General features: G+C 57.4%; 27 protein-coding genes, 2 tRNA genes and 1 riboswitch. Of the genes, 7 read left to right on the top strand and 22 right to left on the bottom strand.

The features are described from left to right. Positions 1-3 precede the first annotated feature (3 nt). The 4 genes from ACN0V1_RS07565 to thiB all read right to left on the bottom strand — a co-directional run bounded on the left by ACN0V1_RS07565 (position 4) and on the right by thiB (position 4,533). Positions 4-1,107, bottom strand: coding sequence for an MlaE family lipid ABC transporter permease subunit (locus tag ACN0V1_RS07565; RefSeq protein WP_417544678.1), 1,104 nt, complete (start codon positions 1,105-1,107; stop codon positions 4-6). A 116-nt stretch (positions 1,108-1,223) separates the two neighbouring features. Next, positions 1,224-1,838: an ATP-binding cassette domain-containing protein gene (locus tag ACN0V1_RS07560; protein WP_417544420.1), complete on the bottom strand. Its 615-nt coding sequence runs from the start codon at positions 1,836-1,838 to the stop codon at positions 1,224-1,226. Beyond that, positions 1,831-3,510 (bottom strand): thiamine/thiamine pyrophosphate ABC transporter permease, encoded by a 1,680-nt coding sequence (thiP, locus tag ACN0V1_RS07555; protein WP_417544419.1) that lies wholly within the window; start codon positions 3,508-3,510, stop codon positions 1,831-1,833. Before thiP ends, ACN0V1_RS07560 begins: the two co-directional genes overlap by 8 nt. A gap of 18 nt (positions 3,511-3,528) precedes the next feature. Next, positions 3,529-4,533, bottom strand: a complete 1,005-nt coding sequence (gene thiB, locus ACN0V1_RS07550; protein ID WP_417544418.1) for a thiamine ABC transporter substrate binding subunit — start codon at positions 4,531-4,533, stop codon at positions 3,529-3,531. A gap of 68 nt (positions 4,534-4,601) precedes the next feature. After that, positions 4,602-4,699, bottom strand: a riboswitch (TPP riboswitch). A gap of 47 nt (positions 4,700-4,746) precedes the next feature. Between thiB and ACN0V1_RS07545 the strand changes: the two genes are divergently transcribed. From ACN0V1_RS07545 to ACN0V1_RS07530, 4 genes are all read left to right on the top strand, one after another. After that, positions 4,747-5,880 carry a metallophosphoesterase family protein gene (locus tag ACN0V1_RS07545; protein WP_417544417.1) on the top strand — a complete coding sequence of 378 codons (1,134 nt, stop codon included), beginning with the start codon at positions 4,747-4,749 and terminating at the stop codon, positions 5,878-5,880. Further along, positions 5,877-8,528 carry an AAA family ATPase gene (locus ACN0V1_RS07540; protein WP_417544416.1) on the top strand — a complete coding sequence of 884 codons (2,652 nt, stop codon included), beginning with the start codon at positions 5,877-5,879 and terminating at the stop codon, positions 8,526-8,528. Before ACN0V1_RS07545 ends, ACN0V1_RS07540 begins: the two co-directional genes overlap by 4 nt. Before the next feature lie 112 nt (positions 8,529-8,640). After that, a tRNA-Gly gene (locus ACN0V1_RS07535) sits at positions 8,641-8,716 on the top strand. A 63-nt stretch (positions 8,717-8,779) separates the two neighbouring features. Next, a tRNA-Cys gene (locus ACN0V1_RS07530) sits at positions 8,780-8,853 on the top strand. A 91-nt stretch (positions 8,854-8,944) separates the two neighbouring features. Here the strand turns inward: ACN0V1_RS07530 and ACN0V1_RS07525 are convergent. The 18 genes from ACN0V1_RS07525 to ACN0V1_RS07440 form a co-directional block, all read right to left on the bottom strand. Further along, positions 8,945-10,192, bottom strand: a complete 1,248-nt coding sequence (locus tag ACN0V1_RS07525; protein ID WP_417544415.1) for a hypothetical protein — start codon at positions 10,190-10,192, stop codon at positions 8,945-8,947. Position 10,193: 1 nt separating this feature from the next. After that, complete coding sequence (locus ACN0V1_RS07520; RefSeq protein WP_417544414.1) at positions 10,194-10,433, bottom strand: hypothetical protein; 240 nt, start codon at positions 10,431-10,433, stop codon at positions 10,194-10,196. Next, positions 10,430-10,720, bottom strand: a complete 291-nt coding sequence (locus ACN0V1_RS07515) for a hypothetical protein (protein ID WP_417544413.1) — start codon at positions 10,718-10,720, stop codon at positions 10,430-10,432. Before ACN0V1_RS07515 ends, ACN0V1_RS07520 begins: the two co-directional genes overlap by 4 nt. Continuing rightward, positions 10,713-10,889 carry a hypothetical protein gene (locus ACN0V1_RS07510; RefSeq protein ID WP_417544412.1) on the bottom strand — a complete coding sequence of 59 codons (177 nt, stop codon included), beginning with the start codon at positions 10,887-10,889 and terminating at the stop codon, positions 10,713-10,715. Before ACN0V1_RS07510 ends, ACN0V1_RS07515 begins: the two co-directional genes overlap by 8 nt. Next, complete coding sequence (locus tag ACN0V1_RS07505) at positions 10,882-11,331, bottom strand: hypothetical protein (RefSeq protein ID WP_417544411.1); 450 nt, start codon at positions 11,329-11,331, stop codon at positions 10,882-10,884. Before ACN0V1_RS07505 ends, ACN0V1_RS07510 begins: the two co-directional genes overlap by 8 nt. After that, positions 11,328-11,705 carry a hypothetical protein gene (locus tag ACN0V1_RS07500; protein ID WP_417544410.1) on the bottom strand — a complete coding sequence of 126 codons (378 nt, stop codon included), beginning with the start codon at positions 11,703-11,705 and terminating at the stop codon, positions 11,328-11,330. The genes ACN0V1_RS07505 and ACN0V1_RS07500 overlap by 4 nt, the downstream gene beginning before the upstream one ends. Before the next feature lie 2 nt (positions 11,706-11,707). Continuing rightward, a complete protein-coding gene (locus ACN0V1_RS07495) occupies positions 11,708-12,160 on the bottom strand; it encodes a hypothetical protein (RefSeq protein ID WP_417544409.1) in 453 nt (150 codons plus the stop codon). Between the two features lie 28 nt (positions 12,161-12,188). Then, on the bottom strand, positions 12,189-12,404 hold the full coding sequence (locus ACN0V1_RS07490; protein WP_417544408.1) for a TraR/DksA C4-type zinc finger protein: 216 nt from the start codon (positions 12,402-12,404) through the stop codon (positions 12,189-12,191). Then, a complete protein-coding gene (locus ACN0V1_RS07485; protein ID WP_417544407.1) occupies positions 12,397-12,624 on the bottom strand; it encodes a hypothetical protein in 228 nt (75 codons plus the stop codon). The genes ACN0V1_RS07490 and ACN0V1_RS07485 overlap by 8 nt, the downstream gene beginning before the upstream one ends. Before the next feature lie 74 nt (positions 12,625-12,698). Beyond that, entirely contained in the window at positions 12,699-12,992 is a 294-nt protein-coding gene (locus tag ACN0V1_RS07480; protein WP_417544406.1) for a phage antirepressor KilAC domain-containing protein, read from the bottom strand. Positions 12,993-13,005: 13 nt separating this feature from the next. Next, entirely contained in the window at positions 13,006-15,717 is a 2,712-nt protein-coding gene (locus tag ACN0V1_RS07475; RefSeq protein ID WP_417544405.1) for a toprim domain-containing protein, read from the bottom strand. 15 nt (positions 15,718-15,732) lie between these two features. Beyond that, positions 15,733-16,080, bottom strand: coding sequence for a hypothetical protein (locus ACN0V1_RS07470; protein ID WP_417544404.1), 348 nt, complete (start codon positions 16,078-16,080; stop codon positions 15,733-15,735). Continuing rightward, entirely contained in the window at positions 16,077-16,637 is a 561-nt protein-coding gene (locus ACN0V1_RS07465; RefSeq protein ID WP_417544403.1) for an ogr/Delta-like zinc finger family protein, read from the bottom strand. The genes ACN0V1_RS07470 and ACN0V1_RS07465 overlap by 4 nt, the downstream gene beginning before the upstream one ends. Before the next feature lie 9 nt (positions 16,638-16,646). After that, on the bottom strand, positions 16,647-16,841 hold the full coding sequence (locus tag ACN0V1_RS07460; RefSeq protein WP_375581772.1) for a hypothetical protein: 195 nt from the start codon (positions 16,839-16,841) through the stop codon (positions 16,647-16,649). A gap of 87 nt (positions 16,842-16,928) precedes the next feature. Further along, positions 16,929-17,255 carry a hypothetical protein gene (locus tag ACN0V1_RS07455; protein ID WP_417544402.1) on the bottom strand — a complete coding sequence of 109 codons (327 nt, stop codon included), beginning with the start codon at positions 17,253-17,255 and terminating at the stop codon, positions 16,929-16,931. Between the two features lie 11 nt (positions 17,256-17,266). Beyond that, positions 17,267-17,455, bottom strand: coding sequence for a hypothetical protein (locus ACN0V1_RS07450; RefSeq protein ID WP_375581770.1), 189 nt, complete (start codon positions 17,453-17,455; stop codon positions 17,267-17,269). 12 nt (positions 17,456-17,467) lie between these two features. After that, the gene (locus ACN0V1_RS07445) at positions 17,468-17,689 is read right to left on the bottom strand and encodes a hypothetical protein (protein WP_417544401.1); all 222 of its coding nucleotides are present in this window, start codon (positions 17,687-17,689) and stop codon (positions 17,468-17,470) included. A 19-nt stretch (positions 17,690-17,708) separates the two neighbouring features. Further along, positions 17,709-17,912 carry a hypothetical protein gene (locus ACN0V1_RS07440; RefSeq protein ID WP_417544400.1) on the bottom strand — a complete coding sequence of 68 codons (204 nt, stop codon included), beginning with the start codon at positions 17,910-17,912 and terminating at the stop codon, positions 17,709-17,711. Positions 17,913-18,012: 100 nt separating this feature from the next. Between ACN0V1_RS07440 and ACN0V1_RS07435 the strand changes: the two genes are divergently transcribed. The 3 genes from ACN0V1_RS07435 (at position 18,013) to ACN0V1_RS07425 (ending at position 20,178) form a co-directional block, all read left to right on the top strand. Further along, the gene (locus ACN0V1_RS07435; RefSeq protein ID WP_417544399.1) at positions 18,013-18,681 is read left to right on the top strand and encodes a LexA family transcriptional regulator; all 669 of its coding nucleotides are present in this window, start codon (positions 18,013-18,015) and stop codon (positions 18,679-18,681) included. Positions 18,682-18,758: 77 nt separating this feature from the next. Next, on the top strand, positions 18,759-19,220 hold the full coding sequence (locus ACN0V1_RS07430; protein ID WP_417544398.1) for a hypothetical protein: 462 nt from the start codon (positions 18,759-18,761) through the stop codon (positions 19,218-19,220). Positions 19,221-19,293: 73 nt separating this feature from the next. Continuing rightward, complete coding sequence (locus ACN0V1_RS07425) at positions 19,294-20,178, top strand: FRG domain-containing protein (RefSeq protein WP_417544397.1); 885 nt, start codon at positions 19,294-19,296, stop codon at positions 20,176-20,178. The last annotated feature ends 70 nt before the right edge of the window (positions 20,179-20,248 follow it).

The raw sequence follows: 20,248 nt of genomic DNA, 5'->3' as shown, positions 1-20,248 counted from the left end.
GGTTTACCAGCCCATTTCCATAAAGAAGAGTGCCGCACCAGCATCCAGAAGAATCACCACAAAAATGGATTGAACAACGCTTGATGTAGTGTGTACACCAACAGATTGGGCGCTGCCGCCGACCTTGAACCCTTCCAGGCAACCGATGGCAGCAATCAGAAAGGCAAAAATGGGCGCTTTCGACATGCCGACAAGGAAGTGTTTCAGCGCAATATCCCGCTCCATAATGGCCATGAACTGAGCCGGTGAAATGTCCAGGGCAATCGCACAAACCACACCGCCGCCTACCAAACCGGCGAGCATTCCCACAAAGGTGAGAATAGGCAGGCTGATCATCATCGCCAGAACTCTCGGGATCACCAGCAGCTCAACCGGATCCAGCCCCAACGTGCGTATGGCATCCAGCTCTTCGTTTACCTTCATGGCGCCAATCTGCGCAGTAAAGGCGCTGGCAGTGCGGCCTGCAAGCAGGATCGCAGCGAGCAGAACACCGAACTCGCGCAAAAACGAGAAGGCGACCAGGTTGACGGTGTAAATCGTAGCGCCAAAGCCGGTCAGAACCGTGGCTCCAAGGAATGCCACCACGGCACCCACCAGAAAGGTGAGCAGTGCGACGATAGGGAGAGCGTTGAGCCCGGTATCCTGAATGGCGGCTACAAACGCCGTGACACGCCAGCGCTTGGGCCTTGGCAGCACAGCGAACAAGGTTGCGAGAATCTGACCAACGAACCCCGACAACAGATAGATCAGGTGCCAGATGGCCTCGACCGTCTTGCCGGTTTCTGTGAGGAATTGCGAGATTGGTGCCAGGCCTTCCGGCTCGGGTGACGGCTTCTCCTGCAGTGCATCTGCCACCGCGTGAAGCAGAGCGCTTTGTTCCTGAGGCAGGATGCCGTCCTGTTTTGTCAGCGCGCTGAGGGTCTTCGGCCCGAGCAGTGCAACCAGAAGTGAGGCGCCTGCCGTATCAACCCGTCCCAGACCTTTCAGATCGATGTGGTCGGTGTCCCACTGCTGCCCGGCATATTCTTGCACCTTCTGTTTAAGCGTTTGATAGTCGGCCAGCGTCCAGTCGCCCCGAATTACCAGGTGGTGGTTCTCACCTGTCAGAGCCCCTGCCTCGCGACGGCTTTGCGATGAATTTTCATTATCCGGGGAACTGGCACTTATGGGCACGGGTGTCAGAATTCCAAAGGTTGATTGGTCTGGTTTATTAGCTTACTAGCTTAGAGTCTACAAATGCTATCTGCCAGTATCCGGCGGTCTTCGTCATCATGGCTGGCCAGAACAATGAGTGAGCCCAGGGCTTTTTGTTCCAACAAGAGTTGCCGGAGAAGATCCCGGGTATCACTGTCGAGCCCGGTAAGTGGCTCATCCAGCAGCATCATCGGCTGTTGCCGTAATATCGTGCGCAATAGCGCAATACGCTGGCGCTGGCCACCAGAAAGGTCACCGGGCAGTCGCTTGCCAAAGCCACCCAGGCCTACACTTTCCAGCCCGTGCTCAATGGCTTGCTGATCATTGGGTGTGAGTTTTAGCCCAGGGTGAATACCGAGCCCGATATTGGCCGCCACACTCAGGTGTTCGAACAGGTTGTGTTCCTGAAACACACTGGTCATCGGCCGTTGCCAGGGTGCACAGTGGCGCAGACTTTTGTCTTGCCACAAAATATCGCCGGATTGCGGCTCCAGAAAACCCGCGAGCAGGTTCATAAGGGTGGACTTGCCGGAGCCGCTGGCGCCATGGATCGCGATGCACTGCCCCGGTGCCACAGAGAACTGAAAATTCCAGGGAGCCTCCTGACCGGGATAGGCGAAAACCAGGTTTTTTACCTCAAGCATGTTCAGGTTCCGGAACAGTGCGGGATGATTTGGACGCCAAGCCGGCATTGAACAGGGGAGAACCCAGCCGGTTGAACACGCTGAACAGCATCAGCAGAAGCAGCACAAGCCACAACCCGGTTGCGGCCGCGGCATCAATTCGGTAGCTGCCCAGTTGCTGGTAAAGCAGCACCGGCAGGGTGGGTTGGCCAGGGCTACCAAACAGGGCGATAACGCCGAAGTCTCCCAGCGATAAACCGGTACCATATGCCATTGCCAGTGCCAGTGGCCGGCGCATTCGTGGCCAGTGCAACCAGCGCCAGCGATACCAGCCCAGCATGCCAAGTTGGTCAGCTTGCTGGCGGCTGGCTGAATCCAGATTACCCATGGGCCCTCTGAGCATCTGCAACACAAAAGGCAGAGCCATCATGGCGTTGATCAGCGTAACCAGAATAAGCCCTTCGCTGGAGTTGCCAAGACTTGGCCGGAACAGCAAAAACAGGCCGGTACCGAGAACCAGCGGCGGAACCATCAATGGCAGATAGGCCGCGACATCTGTAAGCCGTGTAATGGCCGGGCGGGACGCTGCGGTTCCGCAAGCCAGAATCAGCAGTGCGGCGCTCACGGACATCAGCCCGGCGGGTATAGCGATGGCCAGGCTTCTCAGGGTGGCATCGAGTAAGGCAGGATTCACAGAGAATGTCCCTTCCGGGAAAAATGCCGAACCCATGCCAGGCAGTCCCCGAAGCAAAATGGCAATCAGCGGCGTCACCAAAAACAGCACAAACAATCCCAGGGCGGCTGCATCTCCAAGGCGTGCCCAGATTGAGTTGCCGGCTTTGCTTCGATGTGAAGCAACCCGTCTGTTCGGAAGTAGCGATGCAGTGAGCCCATGGCGGGCTGCCAGCCACCAGAGAGACCCACAAATAACCAGCTGAACCATCGCAAGCAGCGCGGCCTGGCCAGCATCAAATTCGAAGCGCAGTGACTGGTAGATGGCAACCTCAATGGTCGTGGCCGCCGGCCCTCCGCCGAGGGTCATCACGATGGCAAAGCTGGTAAAGCACAGGGTGAAAACCAGAGCGGCAAGGCCGGGCATGACCGGTTTGACGGCTGGCCATTCCACGGCACGCCAATACCACCAGTGGCCAAGCCCGAGTTGCGCGGCAACCCGCAGTTGCGATGCCGGTGCGCTCTCAATCGCTTGCAGCAGAATCCGTGCTGCCAAGGGCGCGTTGAAAAACACGTGAGCCAGAACAATGCCGTTGATGCCGTAAAGGTTCCAGGATGCGCCCAGCCAGTCATCGGCAAAGCCCGTGAGCCAGCCTTGGCGGCCATAAACGCTGACGAGACCGGATACCGCCACAATCGAGGGGAGCACGAGGCTGAGTTCCATCAAACGTAGCAAAACAACGCGGCCCGGAAAGACGGATTGCCTTGCCAGAATTCTGGCGACAGGAATGGCCACAAGCAGGCTGAGCACAACAGAAAGAAATGCCTGCCAGACCGTAAAGGCAACAACCGTACGAAGGTAACGGCTGCGCCAGAGTTCATTCATATCCGGCAGTGAAGCTTCCCAGACCAGCGCGCCCAGCCCTGCCATCGCCAGCACCACCAGCGCACCGGCAATGGCCAGCCCCGGCCACAGGCGCCATCCAGGTCGGCTGAAAGGTGCGGAGGGTCGAAGGTTCATGGCACCGTTCACGCTGGTTTACCGTGTCATGGCATCCAGCCATTCATTCAGCCATTGCCGGCGGTTATCGGTCACCATTTTCGGGTCAAAATAGAGTGCCTCTGCCGGCTGAATCAGCTTATCGAACACTGCGGGTAACTCGTCGCCCAAATCCGTGGCGGGATACATGACGTTTTTCAGAGGAATGTGGCGCTGAAAGTCTGCGCTCAACATAAAATCGAGAAAGGCCTGACCAAGCTCTTTTTGATCGGATGATTTCACCAGGGCGGCTACTTCAACCTGCAGGTAGTGGCCTTCTTCGAACTCCGCAGCCTGGTAACGGTCGGTTTTATCCACCGCCATGTGGTAAGCCGGAGAGGTGCTGTAGGAGAGAATCATCGGTGCCTCACCGTTCATAAACAGCGAGAAATAACCGTCGCTCCAGCTTTTTGTGGTGGTGAGAATCTTACCCTTCAGTTGCTGCCATTTTTCGGGAGCCTGGTCGCCGTAGACGTGGCGCATCCAGAGCAACAGGCCAAGGCCGGGCGTGCTGGTTCTCGGGTCCTGGATAATGATCTTGAGATCATCAGGCGCGGCAATCAGCGCTTCCAGACTTTTTGGAGGTTCTGGGAGTTGTTCGGTATCGTAAACAAACGCAAAGTAGCCCCAATCATAAGGCACAAACACTGGGTCCTGCCATGCTATGGGCAGGCTAAGGCCTGACAGATCGGTTTCGTGGTTTGCCAGCAAACCCGTTTGCCGCGTCGTTTCCATGGTGCCAGTGTCCAGCCCGAGCACCAGATCAGCCTGGGAGCTTTTGCCCTCAAGGCGCAGGCGTTGAAGAATGTCACCACCACTGTCGAGCACCACATAGTTGATCTGGCAGTTACAGGTCTGTTCGAAGGCTTCCTTTACAGCCGGCCCAGGACCCCATTCCGCCGCAAAAGAGGGGTGGGTATAAATCGTGAGGGCTGGTACCTTCTGAGCGTTTGTGGGCACAGAGGCTAAAGTGAGCAGGAACAGCGCAAGCGCCCGGATGAGCATGGTTTTGTAACCTCCGCGACAGATCAGGGGTAGCCATTCAGAGGCAACCGTGCCGCGGGCCCCACCTAAGCCGGTGAGTGCTCAATCCCTTCGCCGGCATAATCCGGATCAGGTTCCGCGGGTATGGTCTCAGCCCGGCGTTTGCCCGGCACCCCGTTGAGTTGGTTTGAGTGTACCATGCCCACATTGCCATTTCTTTCAAGGAGAAAACGGGTGCCAAAATTTTTACACACAGCGGACTGGCAAATGGGCCGAACCTACAGCCGGTTTGATACCGAAGACAGCGCCGCATTGGTGGAAGCCCGTTACGAGGCCATCGAACGATTGGCGGCGCTGGCAACCGAGCACCAGTGTGATGCCGTGCTGGTTGCAGGTGATGTGTTTGATGCCCAGACAGTTTCTGATCGCACTATCCGGCGAGTATTCAATGCCACCCGAAACTTTGAAGGCCCTTGGGTCATGCTGCCCGGCAATCACGACGCGGCGCTCGCAGAAAGTGTCTGGACGCGGGCAAAACGGCTAGGCGCGGTGCCGGCTAACGTCCATCTGGCACTTGAATCCGGAGTGACGCAATTACCGGAGCAGGGCATTGCTGTGCTGGCAGCGCCCCTGACACAGCGCCATACCTATGGTGATCTGACCCAGCCCTTCGACACGATAGAAACGCCTTCAGGACTGCTGCGCATTGGCCTGGCTCACGGCAGCGTGCAAGGCGTGCTGCCTGAGGATATCGACTCCACAAACCCTATCGCTCCGGACCGAACGGAAACCGCAAAACTGGATTATCTCGCCCTGGGTGACTGGCATGGCGTGCGGGAGATTAACGAGCGTACCTGGTACAGCGGCACGCCGGAGCCAGAGCGGTTCCGCAATAACGATGCGGGGTACGTGTTGATTGTTGATATTGAAGAGCCGGGCGCTAAGCCAGAGGTTACCCGATATGAAACCGCACGCTATCAATGGCACCAGTGGCGGGAGAGCTTGTCGGTGCCTTCCGATCTGGATGAGTTGCTGACTCGCATAAGCCAGTTGCCTGAGGCTTCGGTGCTGGATGTAAAGCTGGACGGCACCCTCACACTGGTTGGCGATCAAAAACTGACGGATGCGCTATCCATTGCGGATGCACGCTATCGCAGCGTTACCTGCGACCGTTCCGGGCTGCAACTGGAGCCAACGGACGAGGATATTGCCGCACTGCACGCCGACGGCTACCTCGGAGACGTGGTTCAGGAGTTGCGGGAGAATCAACGGGCGAACGATGAAGGTGATGATGTCGAGGTTGCACGGGATGCGCTGGCTATTCTGGCCGGCCTGCTCAAGCCGAAGGACGCGGAGGTGGCCAAGTGAAGCTTCAGCGTTTACGAGTTGAACAGTTCCGCCAGTTCAGGCACGGACTGGAACTAGGCAACTTGCAGCCCGGCATCAACCTGATACACGGCCCCAATGAATCCGGTAAAAGCACACTGGTGCGCGCCATTCGGGCTGCGTTTTTCGAACGTTACAGGTCCAAATCTGCTGAAGATCTGGCGCCGTGGGGGGACTCATCAGCCGCGCCTACCGTTGAGCTTTTGTTTGAACATAAAGGGCAACGTTGGCAACTGGACAAGCGCTTCCTCAAGCGCCACCGCTGTGATCTTCTGGTAGACAGCACCGCGTTCAGTGGCGAAGAAGCCGAAGAGAAACTTGCTGAATTACTGGGTTATCAGTTCCCGAAAAAGGGCGCCAGCAAAGAAGAGCACTGGGGCATTCCGGGCTTGCTCTGGGTTGAACAGGGTACGGGGCAGGATATTGAAAAAGCCGTTCTGCATGCCGGCGGCCACCTGAAATCCGCTTTGAACAACCTGGTGGGCGAAGTCGCCAGTAGCGGAGGGGACGAAATAATTGAGGCAGTGGAACAGCAACGCAAGGAGTTGCTGACATCGACCGGGAAACCAAGAGGCGAGTATCTTGATCTTGCGAATACCCGGGAAATGTTGCAGCTGCAGAAGTCTGATCTGCAGGCACGGGTCGAACAATATAAAGATCAGGTAGACCGACTGGCCACTCTGGCGACTGAACATGAGCAGGCGAATCGGGAGCGGCCATGGGACGAAGCCCGGCGCGAAATGCAGCGCGCAGAAATAAAATACCGGGACGTTGAGGCGCTGCAGGAACAGCAAGCCCGCGGGATGGACTCGCTGAAACAGCTGAGGCAAAACCTGACCTTGCTGCAGCAGAACCAGGCTCACTGGAAAAATCAGAGCAAGCAGCTGGAGCTGCGCCTGAAAAACTACGAGCAAGCCAAAAAACAACTTGAACATGAAGAGCTAGCCAGCCCCGGGTTGGTGAAGGCGGTTGAGAGTGCGCGCAGCCAATATCAACTCGCCACAGGAGTTCTGCAGCAGGCCCATCTCAGGGATAAACGGGAGCGCCTTCAGAAGGACTGCACGAGGCTGGAAGCGGAGTTCGCCAAGCTCAAACAAAGTCAGGAAAAAGCCAAGGTTATTCAGGCATCGCTGGACAGTGCCCGAAAACAAAAAAAGCAAAATATGATTGATATCGGTGAGTTAAACCGACTTAAACAGAATCAACGTGAACTGGATGATGCCAATATTCGAATCCAGACCGTAGCCACTCGTGTCACTTGGAACCTGAACCCGGGCAAAGCTCTGGTTCTGGATGGGCAGAATATTGAGGGGCAGGGCGACAAGCTCCTGCTGGAGTCAGGTGTTCTGGAAATTCCGGGCCTGGGCAGCCTTGGCATTCAGCCCGGAGGTGATGACCTGGCAAGTCTCCGCCGTCAACTTGAACGGCTGGAGCAATCACTGTCTCAGCAATTAGTCGCTATGGCGGTTGAGTCCGTTGAGGCCGCTGAGTTGAAGCTGGGGCGGTTGCAAGATGCTGAAGCACAGATACAGCGGTTCGATGATGTTCTGAAATCCTTGGCCCCGAGCGGTGTTGAGAAACTGAACTCGTTGAGTAAAGAGCTGGAATCCGAGCAGCTCGCCCGCCGTGCCGAACTCGAAGCCTTGCCGGCAGCTGCAGCTGATATTGAGGGCGGCGATAAGCCCCTGAGCCAGGTGGAGGCCGAGCTGAAGCAGGCAGAGGCCCGATTAACGGAAGCAGAGTCCAGACAGCGGGAGCAGGAAACCCTGTTGCTGAAAGCGCGGCATACTTGCGAGGCGGCCCACCGTGAGTGGCAGCGGATGCAGGATGAGCTGAACAGCGTTGAGCGCCAGCAGCAAATGGAAGAGCTGGCCCGGGATATTGCCAATGCGGAAAAGCAGAGTGCAGCGCTTGAGGCTTCCCTGAAAGAACGCGAAGCGCAAATTCGCGAGGCTCGCCCTGAGCTTCTGAAGCAGGATATCGAGCGTTACCGGGCCACCGCCGAACATCAGGAAAAAGCTCAGCAGAATCGAGCTCTGGAATTGAGTGAAATCCGTGCAAGGCTTGAGGCCTGGGGTGCTGAGGGGCTTGAGGAGCAACACAACGAACTGGTTGTCAGGCTGGAGCACGTTAACCGCCGGTATCTTGAGCTGGACCGGAGGGCGAAGGCGCTGGATCTTCTGCTCAACCTGCTGAAGGAGAAGCGCCAGGCCCTGACACGCCGGTTGCAGGCTCCGCTACAGAAACACCTGGACCACTACCTGACGGTACTGTTTCCCGAGGCCAGCCTGGAAGTCGATGAAAACCTCATGCCCGGAAAGTTTAGCCGAGGCAGTGAACTGGGCCAGATGGCAGAACTGAGCTTTGGTGCACGGGAGCAAATGGGGCTGATCAGCCGCCTGGCATACGCCGACCTGTTGCAGGAAGCGGGGCGCCCAACGCTGATCATTCTGGATGACACACTGGTACACAGCGACGCTGAACGCCTGGATGGCATGAAGCGCATCCTGTTCGATGCTGCAACCCGGCATCAGATACTGCTGTTTACCTGCCACCCCGAAAAATGGCGGGATCTGGGCGTTGAACCCCGGGATCTTGAGGCAATGAAATTGAAGGGAGGTGTTGGTTAAAATTTATTCGCAAACCCCCGGTAAAACAGAAACTTAAAAAAAGGTATTGACGAAGGAACCGTAATCCGTAGAATACGCATCCGTTGTCGAGGCAATGCTTCGGTAGCTTGAAGCGGGAATAGCTCAGTTGGTAGAGCGCAACCTTGCCAAGGTTGAGGTCGCGAGTTCGAATCTCGTTTCCCGCTCCAATTTCTTCAAGTCTCTCAATGCCAACCTGAGAGCACAAAGACTCGATTCCTTCGATCTTTTTAGGCGCGGTGGCAGAGTGGTCATGCAGCGGACTGCAACTCCGCGTACGCCGGTTCGATTCCGACCCGCGCCTCCATTATTTCCCTTTAAAATCCAGTACTTTGCAGCGCTGATCGTTGGCGAGTTAGCGGACGTCGACATCATGTCGACAACATGTCGACATCCTTTTACGGTTTCGGCTTGGCAGACTCTATCGATTTCAGCGTGGATTTGCTCCGCTCCGGCGGTGTGATCAGACGGTAATGCCGACGCATGGCTTCTGTCTGATGGCCACCCTTGTTGTTCTCGCCTTGTGACACGAACTCGTCTGTTAATCCCTTCTTTCTCAGGTCGCGGAGCTGGTATTGGCCGCTGTAGCCGGCATCCTTGCAGGCCTGTGCCCACGAACCCTGCATGAAGCGATGTTTCACCGGTTGGTGCCGGCTGCGCATGTCGAAATAGGATGGGTACACCATCAGGTAAGGGGAGATGATGCCCTGCTGTCGCTTAAAGGTCCTGAACCAGTCCACCAGGTGGCGCAAGTCTTCGTTCATTTCAATGATTATGGCTACGCCGGTTTTGTGACGGGAAAAGTGGATCTCTCCCATCGGTCCTTCGCTGTCGTGGATCTGGTCTTCCCGCAGCCCGAACACGTCGATCGGCTGCTGGCTCATCATGTAGATCATGTCGCAGATCTTCGCGCGCCAGGTGCCATCGTGTGTTTGGCGCTGCAGCTTGTGCTCGAGGAGCTGGGCTGATATTTCGGCATAGGCATCATCCGGGATGAGCACTTCCCGCCTGGGCTCTGTCGCCTTCTTCACATCCGGTACCGGATTTCTGTCGATCAGCCCATCCTCAACCGCATGGCTGAACACCCGGGAAAGCGTGTTGCGCAGCCCGTTATAGTGCACGGGCTTGGTGTTCCAGGAGGAAAGCAGGCGGCGAACCTTTCTCAGGATCGCCGGATCGGAGAGGGTGAACCTGGAATGCTCGCTGGCCTCCAGCTGCTGCGCATCGTTGGCGTAATCTCTTCGGGTGGGAATGGCGATTGGCCGGCCACGGTTGCGGCCGCGCTCACTCAGAACATGGCATTCAGCCCATTGCACCCGGCCGTTAACCACGCTATGCCCCAGCACCTCGGTACGCCAGCGCTTCAGATATTGCTGCATGGTGATTCGGCCCGCTGATTGGGGCGGGCGGGCAGCGGCCATGTTGCCGGCCATCAGTTGTGCGTCGAAGTCGGTTGTGGATTGCTCCCACATTTGCTGAAGAACAGCCCACCGCCGGATGGCGGTTTGCCTGTCCTTGGTCTGGAGGCTGCCTTGTTTACGGGTAACGGGGTGGCGTACATGGAAAACGCCATCGCGGGAATTGATGTAAAGGCCAGGGTAGCGGGAAAGCCACTCCTGGCCGGGTTTTCTGCGTGGTGGGGCCATATTATTGCAACTGCTCTGCCAGATCCTGAAGTAATCCTAGCTCCTGCGGGTTCTCCGGCAAACCCCGGATTCGCCGTTCCATGGTTTCGAAGTAGGTATCGAGATCAATTCGCCAGCGCCGGCCATCGCGAAACGCACCCGGGATTTCTGGGCAACGCCTGCGAATGGTGGCCAGAGACGGCGGCTGGTTGTCGTCGCAGTAAACCACCTCGATAAAGGTCTGTATTGAGACCGGTCTCACTGTGGTTCCGCCTCCCGCCGGCCCTGCCGGCTTTTCCAGCGCTGAAAGTGTGCCTTGATCTGCCGGAACTTGGTGGCAGCCCGGACGTTATGATCCAGTTCTGCCCGGCTGCTGATCTGGCAGGCAGTGGTGATCAGGTCCCGGGCGTCTTCCTCTGTGTGGGTGCCGTTCGGAATATTCACATTTCCTTTAACGCTTTGGGCCCGGTCCAGGTAAAGCCGGAAGGCTGGCTCCTGGCAGAGCATGGCTGCGGAGCGGGCAAGGTGCCCGCCTTTTACGTTATCCACACGGGCCTCCTTCGCATTCCTCCGGCTGGTCCACGATCATGATGTAGTCGACACCAAAGCCCGCGAATCCGGACACAGTGGACACTCCAAGTGTGGCGCCGGCGGCGAACCAGAAGCCGATACCGAATGCCATGGCTGCGGCGTTGAACAGTTTCTTAAAATCACTCATGGCCAGAGCGCTCCTGCGCCTGGGGTTGGATGTGGCGCTTGATTCGACCGATAGTCAGCGGGCGAACAACCCAACTTCCAGCGCCCTCAACACCATTGCCGGCGCAGTCGTTAATGTGTTCATGACAGAAGTTACGGGCAGTTTCTTCGGCCTGTTGTGGGTCGATGCCATCTTCATGGACCATCACTGTGTATCCGATCTTCCCGCCTTCTTCGATTACTGCGTAAGCATCCGTCGCGGTGTCCGCTTGCAGTTCCTGGTACGCTGCTCTGGCAGCCTGCTCGCTGCTCTGAAAAGTCGCTCTCCAAGTTTCGTAGTTCACGCCGTCTCCTCCTGTTCCAGTGCCTTCTTCCGCTTTTTGTCGATGAACTCCTGGCGCCAGTCCAGAGCTTTCTCGCAGGCCTTCTTCGAATTCCTGCCTTGTCGTTTCTTGCATGCTCATGACCGGTCCCTCCGGATCTCGTGGAACTCGCCCCACTGGTTGATCACCCGCAGGACCTGGTCATCCTTCAGGTACCGTTCCAGCCAGCAGCCACCGCCCATATGTTCGAGCAGGCCAAGGGCAGCTTCGGTGTGTTTGATGTCCAGGTTCCCCATCACGTCGCGCATGTTGGCGGCGAAGTGGTTGTTCCAGAGTGAAAGCAGCAGGGCGCTGGCTGAGCGGCTTCCGCTGGTGTCACCGCAGGCCAGTTGCCAGAGTGTGGTGGCGCAGGCCTGAGGGTCTTTGCGCATGGCGGCAAAGTTGGCCCGTTCCTGCTCTTGCCGGGCAGTGAACTGGGCAATGAATTCTTCTCTGGTCAGCGTTTGCGTTTTCATCATTATTCTCCGTTGGCCTTTCCGGCCTTATTTGGGTTTTTCCAGTTCGGTCCGTTGCGGCAGATTTCCGCTGCGGCTTCGAGGGTCTCGGCCTCTCCCCACCAGGTGGGGCGATCCCAGGCGCCGCCATCTAGGCATTCCACCCAGAAGACGGTCTTTTCAGCTGATGGCCGGGTCACGATGTAGGGGCGGTACCACCAGAATCGGTGGCTCTCCGGCCGTTCTTCGTTCGGGCAACTTGAGAAGTTGTCGGGCAGCAACGGGTTGACGGCGTAGCCTTCATAGACGAACCGTATCCGCTTCCGTGCGATCGCCTCGCTCACGGTAAACCTGAGCGCTGCTGCCATTTCCTGTTCCAGTCGTTCCAGGTCCTGCAACTGGATTTCGTCCGAGATATCTTCCAGAACATCGAGGCTGTCGATGATCTGCTTGACTAGACGGCTGTTTTTGCCCATTGGCTTTCTCCGTTTATCCATCACAGCGTCACCTGTAGTTCCGCGTCTTCACTTCCAGCATCTGCTGGCAGTCCACGCAGGTGGGGCAGCCGGGCAGTGCTTCCCGCCGTTTGGCGGGGATCTCGGTGCCGCACTCTTCGCAGTAAGGGTCGTCACTGGTTGCGGTGGTCCTGTTGCGCTGGTTCTCCAGGGCAAGTTCCAGGGACTGCTCGATGTAGTCCCCGGCGATATCGGCTTTATCCATGGCTCAGGTGCTCCGTTGCTTCCGGGTTCAGATCGTTGGCCGGTACCAGGCGCACCAGGCCGGCCTTCATGCACGCGGCGGCCTCTTCGACTGAATCGAAGATCAACACCATGGCCACGCGGTGGTGGCAGCGGCCGTGGTCTTCGTTGATAACAGTCAGTTCGCCAACGTCATGAAGGCGGGCTTCCGGGGTGGCCGGTGTGTTGGTTGCGTGTTCCATACTGCTCTCCTGTCTCTGGAAGAATGGGTAACCCCAGTCCTATCACGTGTTTTCAAAGTGCAACCCCTAAGGGGTCAGTTAACCCAGCTCACCGTGTGCCTGGTGCCTTCCGGCTGGTGTTGGGTGAGGCCGAGCTTGCGGCTTACGGTATTCAGGCCTTTCGCAGTGATGACTGCGCGGCCGTAATGGCTGTAGCCGGCCACCGGATGTCGGTACATTTTGGTGATCACGCGGAAGACACCCCGGCCACGCCAGCGGCCCGTTGGCAGGTTGTCCTTGCCCAGCATTCCTTCCTCGCGTAGGCGTCGGATAAGGGTGTTGCGGCCCATGTTCAGAAGGGCGGCGGCTTGGTCGAAGGTGTATTCCACGGCGGTTTCCTCCTTACGCTTCTTTCTGGAAGATCCAGCACCGAACCGACGTGCTGGCTGATGAATTCAGGCTTTCCCGGATGACCGAGCGCACGGTGCGGCTGCTCTCGATGAACTTCCGGCTGCGGCTGGTCTTCAGGTGGCGCTTGAGCTCCGATATCGGGGGTATGCGCAGCTTGTTTTCCGTGCACACCTGTTCGAAGTGCTTCAGGTTCACGGCGATCATCTTCTCGTTCTCGCCGTAGTGGTTCAGGGTGGGAGTGCCGCTCAGGCCCTCGATGAAGTCGAAGGCTTCCCAGAATTCCTGCACCATTGGGTGGTCTGCGTTAACGGCGCTCTGGCGCTCTTTGGCCATGTCCAGGATCATTTCGCGGGCCGGTTCCAGGTAGGATTCCGGCAGCAGCTTCAGTCCTTCCGGGCCCAGGCAATCAATCAGGCTCATCATCTGGCCATGGTTCTTGGCGATCCGGTGAATGCGGATTTCCGGCAGCTCGGCCAGGGCCTTTTCGTACTGGGGGGAGCGCTCGCACACCATTCGCATTACCTGGGCTTCTGAGGTGGTGGCTTGCAGAGCGAAGCCAGAAACTTGGTCCATGGGTGTGCGCTCCAGCTTTTCGGCCAGGGCCTTGGTGGTTTCGTTGTGGTTTTCGCGGGTAACGTTCAGGTGCACGATCCGTTGCAGCACGGCATCGCTGGCGTTCACCTGGGCGTTCTGGCTGATCACGATCGCGCCACGGAACGGGGGTTCGTAGGTATCGTTGCCGCCGTTCTTCTGGCCACGGCTGCGCACGCTGCGGCCGTTGTAGGCGGTTTTCAGTTCATCCCAGTCGAACTGCTTTTGCTTGCCGCCGGCGCCGTCCTGGTCCCGGTCGGATTCGATCAGCACCACCGGCAGGTTGGAGACCTGGGCAAAGTTCCGGGCCCGGGCGGCCAGGGTGGCCTTGCTGGGGTCGAAGCCCTCGTAATCCTGCCGGCCTACGAGCTTCCACAGGAATTCGATAAGGGTGGATTTACCGGAGCCCGCTTCACCCACGATCTCGATGAACGGGAACGACTTGTGCTGCCTCCGGATCTGCTCGGCGAACAGGCTGCCCAGCCAGTAGGCGAGGGCAATCACACCCTTCGGGCCGAAACACTCGGCCAGGTCCCGGGCCCAGCCGCGCTGGTAGTCGCTGCGATCTTTGTTGATGGACAGCGCCACCGACTCGGAAAGCGTTTTCACGCTCATGCGGCCGATGTCGTAGTAGTCCTCGTTGTTGAGCTCGTGGATCTGGCCCGCGTGTACGGCCAGCTCCGGGAATACCCAGGTCTCGTGCTCTTTGCTGTAGCCAATGAAATCGATGGTCTCAACGGTTTTGATGCCGCTGATCTGCTGCTTCAGCAGGCGGTCCAGTTGCTGGCTGGAGCCGGTCCATACGGCACCGGGGGCAATGCCCAGAAGGCGCTTCTTGAATTCACTGGCGCTGGCCAGCTGGCCGCCACTGAATGTGTTCTTCACAGGCCGGCCATCGTGCGGAAAGTCCACCCGGTAGTAATACCAGCTCTCGTCGGTGACCTTGTTGGCCAGGTAGTACAGGGCAGTGGGGTAGCAGTTGGCGATTTCCACCACGGCGTTGCATTGTTCCAGGGCCCGGTCGACCATCTGGCGGTCGGTCAGCGGCTCGTCGCTGTCTTCCAGGTCCCGCATGGCCTTGTGGAATTCCTCCATGTTCAACTTGAACCAGAAAAGCCGGTTGTTGAAGCCGAAGGGAAACTCATTGCGCCCGGTGTGGCTGTACATTCGGTTCGCCTTTTCCTGGGCGCTGCGGGCGATAACCAGATCACCCTGGTACAGGAATTCCTTGGTGGTGGGCTCGCCGTCCTCGCTGATCAGCTCGCCGCGCTGCCAGGCATCGTTCCAGTCGCGCTTGTGCTTGCCCTCCTGAGGGATCACTGCAGCGCCCACCTTCCAGCCTTGGGACCGGGCGATGTTGGCGAACTTGCGGATGTAGCGAACGCCGGCGGCGTCGCCATCCATGGCCCAGATCAGGCGGGGTAGGTCTTCGCCGGCTTCTTCCCGGGCCTTGTTCAGCTCTGCCAGGAAGGTGTCCGGGTAGTTGTTGCAGCTGAAGGCAGCCACGGCCGCAATGCCGGCGTGGTACAGGGCGATGGCATCGAAGATACCTTCCACGAACCACAGCTCTTTGCCCTGGGCCAGATCCAGCCCGGGCGGTACCCAGGCCTGCCCCTTGGTTTTGCTGCCGTAGTTGAAGTGGGCCTTTTTCTTGCCGAAGCGGTGCGGCTTGTCGATCAGCCGTTCCCAGTAGTCGCCCCGGTCATTGATGCGGAAGCGCACGGTGGCAGAGCCTATGTTCCGCTCGCGGTCCCAGTATTGCTCCTGGGTGTACCAGCCACGCACCTTGGCCAGATCGAAGCCGCGGCCATGGACCATGTAGGCATCCGCCACTTCGGTACCGGTCTCCCGCTCGCCAGCCTTGCGGTCCTTACGGCCGTAACGCTCTGTCCAGCTGTTGAACAGATCCGGGAACAGTTCCTTCACATGGTGCTGCTCGCCGCACTTGCTCTCCCGGCCGCACTTAACCATCCAGGGTTTCTCGGTGCCCACAAAGGCTTCGCGCTTGCCGCAGGACGGGCAGCGGAGGCGGCGCAGGAATTCGCCGCGCTCCAAACCGTCAAAGTCGCTCTGCAGTCGGCGCAGAATGTCGGCCCGTAGTTGGTCTTGCATGCGGATGGCTCCGGATCAGGCTTGAATGCGGTTAACGTGGTCTGGGTTATTGGCCCGGAACTGAAGAAGCTCGTGCACCGAAAAGATGCTGGTGCAGCCGGTGGCGGTGTCTTTCACCACCACCATGTTGGCCGTCGTTCGGCTGACATCGACGAAGGCGGCAGGCTTGCCGGTGTCTTCCAGATCCGCCCATGCCTGGGTAACGATGAGAGCGGCCTGCCGACGGCTGACCATGAATTCCTCAATCAGGCTGTCGATGGTGGCCTCGACACTTTCGCGGGCGCTGAAGCCCTGCTTGCGTTGGGCGATCAGCTGGCCATAGGCGGCGTTGGTGATGGAGCTGGTGACTGCGTTATTGCTCATTTTGTGGTTCCTTTTCTTGGTTGGAACTTCTCGTAAGCCAGGTCAATTTCGAACTGGCATTGCTCCCGGACATCCGGGGAAAGCGGTATCTCGCGCAGGTTGCCGTCTGGATCCAGTGAGAGGCGGTCGGTGTGGGTGATGAACACCACGCCCCGGTACCCGCAGTGGTCTGCGTCCTGGCAGAACACGTAGAGCTGGCGCTGCGCTCGGATCATCTGCACGCTGGTGCGAACCCGGCACACGCTTTCGCAGTGAGGGCAGAGGATTCGCAGGAAGCTGTTACGGACGCCGGGCTGGAGCTTCTGTTGGCCCTCGGTCTGGGGCTTGGGGTTGTTCGCCTCCAGCACCGGCCCATAGGAAACCTGGACAGCACCCCGGTAACCACATTCGATGTTCCGGCACTGCACCAGGGCATCTGATCCGCGCTCCTGAATAGTGCGGCTGGACTGGATCGAGCAGGCCTCGCCACAGGACGGGCAGTTCAGGTGCAAGAAATTGCGAGTCAGCCGGTTCATGGGCGTTCGTTCTCTTTCTGTCTGTTCGTTCTCGTTTGCCATTGGTCGCCCCTAGTGCCTTGTGCTGCCGCCTGGATGGATCAGTTTTATTCCGGTACCGGACTCATCGACTCGCTTGAGGTCCTGCAGGATCTCTCGCATGGGCCGCCCGGAGATGGTCACGTAGGCGCTGATCCGCCACTTGGTGTCCACTTCCTGTTTGTCGAACCAGTCCATCAGGTCTTTCTCGGTGTTGCCCTGCTGCATGAACCCCTCTTTTCATGGCATGGGAATCCCTGGGGATTCCCTAAATGAACAAAAAAAACCCGGGCTCACTGCCGCCCGGTACTGCTATTACCGGTGTCGGCTTCCGTATTGCCTGCGGAGGTATTCCGCATCTGGTATGCCTGCCTCATCCAGGAAGCGATCAATGGCACGTCGGCGTGGGCCAGGGCGTCTGCTGGCCTTGATGATCTCTTCCGCTGACGGCACGCAGGCCTGTTCCAGGAACTGCTGGATGGCATGTCTGGCCGCTGCAGCTCTGCGCCGTGTGGAGTCGGCGCCGCAGTTTCTGGCCCACCAGAGAAGGCGGATGTGGTCTTCCTCGCTCAGGCGAATGGAAAACTTGTATTCCCGAACGGTCCTGGGTGGCTGGTATTGCGTATAAGCGGCTCTGGTCATGGTGATTCCCTTTACTTTCGTGGCCCGCCGACGGCGTGCAGGGCCCGGTTTCTTCCGGTCAGCTTCAGGCTGGCGCCGCGCATTCGTTGCTTGATCAGCCATTCGGCGGCCTGATCCATGGTTTGAAGGCCTTGCTGCTTCCTGATGGTGTCCAGCAGCTCGGCCTGTTGGTCCGTCAGCTCCAGGTTGATTTCCGGCATCTTTTCAGGACCTCAAATGGTGCGAATGTGGGCCTCGGAAAGTGGCGCACCACCGGCCATGCTTGGAGACGTGGGCAACAGGGCCGCCTCCGCCTGAGCAATCAGCATCTGGCGCAGCAGGCTGGCCCTGTCGGTACCGGTGTAATCCACCAGTGCGTTGATCACGGCGGCCTCGTAGTCGTCCAGATTGAGGCTCACACGATGCTTTCGGATGCGTTTGGTGTCCTGATACATCGATCTACTCCTTCAGGAATCAGGCGGAATGGTTGCGCTGGTAATCGGAAAGGCCCTGCAGGAAGAAGATGCGGGCCTGAGAGGCCAGAGATCGGCCCTCATCGACGGCGGCTTGCTCCAGAGCGGAGCGCTCTTCACTGAGCAGGCGCAGTGCGATGGGTTTGGCAGTAAGCACGCCGTTGGGTGCTCGGTGACTGGCGTTGGGTTTTTTTGCACCTTGCATGGTGTATCCTCTGTGTAACGCTGAATTACACAGAATGATAGACGCCATTCGGTTAACTATGCAACAGAATGACGGATGAAAATTAACTATGGAAAACCAAATGACTGATAGAAGTCGTTTAGGCGAGCTCATAATTAACAGGATGAAGGAAGTTCTTGGCGTGGCGATGGACAAAGAAGTCGCCGAGTACTTCGGAATCAAACAGGCAAGCGTCACCAACTGGCGGAAACGCGGAACAATCCCAATCGAACAATGCATTCAGTTGCGGCAAGCAAGAGGGGTCAGCATTGACTGGCTTCTGCTGGGCATTGGGGAAGGTGAGATCGATGAAAACTATGTCTCCGGTATCGAAGATCGGGACTATACCGAGGTTCCGCTATATGACGTCGAGGCCAGCGCTGGCAACGGATCCTTTTTCGACCAGGAACAGATCTCCAGCTACCTGAAGTTCCGAAACGACTGGATGACGCGTGAAGGTCTGCACCAAAAAGACCTGGCGGCGATACGAGTTGCGGGTGACTCGATGGATGGAACCCTGGCTGACGGAGATACGGTGCTGATCGATCGCTCGAAGAAGAAACCAGATGGTGTATTCGCTATTCGGATTGGTGACAGCTTGCGGATAAAGCGCCTGCAGAAGATGGCGGACGGAAGCTTGCGTGTTTCCAGCGACAATCCAATGTATCAGCCCGAAGTTATTCATCCGGAGAATATGAGCCAGATTGAGATTGTGGGGCAGTGTTATTGGCGGGGTGGTCGGGTTTTTTAGAGTTGAATGCTTGTACGTTAATCCAGCTTGTACGTTTGCCGGACCCGGTAAACTGAATAGGGAGAACAGGGAGGTTTATGAATTCGATCGCTTTTAACTACACCGATTCTCGGGGTCACACAACCGACTGGACCGTTGAAGATTGGAAAGAAGCTGGCCGCTACATACAGGGCGTATGCACGAATGATGAACAGTTTAGAACCTTTCGGAAGGACCGGATAAACCGATATCTGGGCGAGAGTGAGATAGCTGTTACCGAGCCTTACACTCCACCCCCACCGAAAATAGATACTCGACCAGAGATCTGCTTCACGGGCTACCCGAAAATTCAAAGAGCAGCACTCGAAGAGTTGGCCTCGACGAGATCAATGGCAGTAAAGAAGGACGTTACAAAGGGCCTGGCATTCCTATGTTGTGGCCCCAATGCCGGCCCCTCTAAAGTTGAGAAAGCCCGAGAGAGGGGATGCCTCATAATTGATGAGCCGGGGTTAAAGGCAATGTTGGAAACTGGAGAATTGCCGGAGCCTTGGGAGGACTAGAGCTGCCAAATTCGCTGGCAGAGAAACGATTTGGGAAATCTTTCAACAAGTGATTAGTTATTGAGAGGGGTTGATGTCGTTAAAAGGGCAATGGATTGGGACATACGCTGGGCCCGCAAATGGGCACCTAGTCGTTAACATCGACGACGTAGGCAGTCATTATGAAGGGAATGCTTCGGTACTCCCATTTTCCCGGGATCTTCCCAGTTCTATATTTCAATTTCGGACACCCTCGAAAGCGGCCAGCCAGCAATTTTCAGCTTTCACTACGCCGATTCACCCTCACACATTACAGCCTGTGCTTTGGGAGGATATCAAAGGGCTTTTTTCTGCAGATGTTCATCACGCGCAGTCAGTACACGCGACGATTGAATTGAGGAACGGACAGATTCATCTTCAAGGAAACACCGAAGTTGGCCCTTACAATGCAGTTTTGGACAAGGCAGAGGCGAGTGGCGAATCCCGTATTCCAGGTGAAAAGCTATCTTGGGCCGAGTTCAAGAATAGGATTTCAGCAATATCGAAGACTGGCTTTTTGTTTCGGGGGCAGGCTCATCCCTGGAAACTCTGCACATCCTATCATCGGGGCGGCCGGTATCGCTTGAGCCAGTTTATATCGAGAGATGTCAGACAGTTGCATCAGAAACTGAGCAGTCTGACAGACCATTATTTCGATCTTTCCAATCCCGAGCAGAATGGAGCTTTCTACAGTTTGCTACAGCACCATGGGTATCCCACTCCGCTCCTGGATTGGTCGTACTCTCCGTATGTCGCGGCCTTTTTTGCCTTCAGAGGCATCTCTAAGTCCACCAAACCCCAGGATGATGAAGTCAGAATATACCTCTTCAACCATCAAGAGTGGGTAACGAGGCTCCAACAGTCACCGGTCCTCGATCCTCCACTTCCTCACGTTTCTGTCATGGAGTTTATCTCGATCGCTAATCCTCGCCAGGTGTAGTGGTTCAATGATTCCGGACACCAACGTAGGTGGTAATATCGCCACCATAAGTGAGGTGTCTGATGACCAG

The sequence above is a fragment of the Marinobacter sp. genome (assembly GCF_048266785.1).
GTDB lineage: Bacteria > Pseudomonadota > Gammaproteobacteria > Pseudomonadales > Oleiphilaceae > Marinobacter.
Note: the sequence above shows the minus strand (reverse complement) of the source record. Positions and strands in the feature narration are given on the sequence as shown.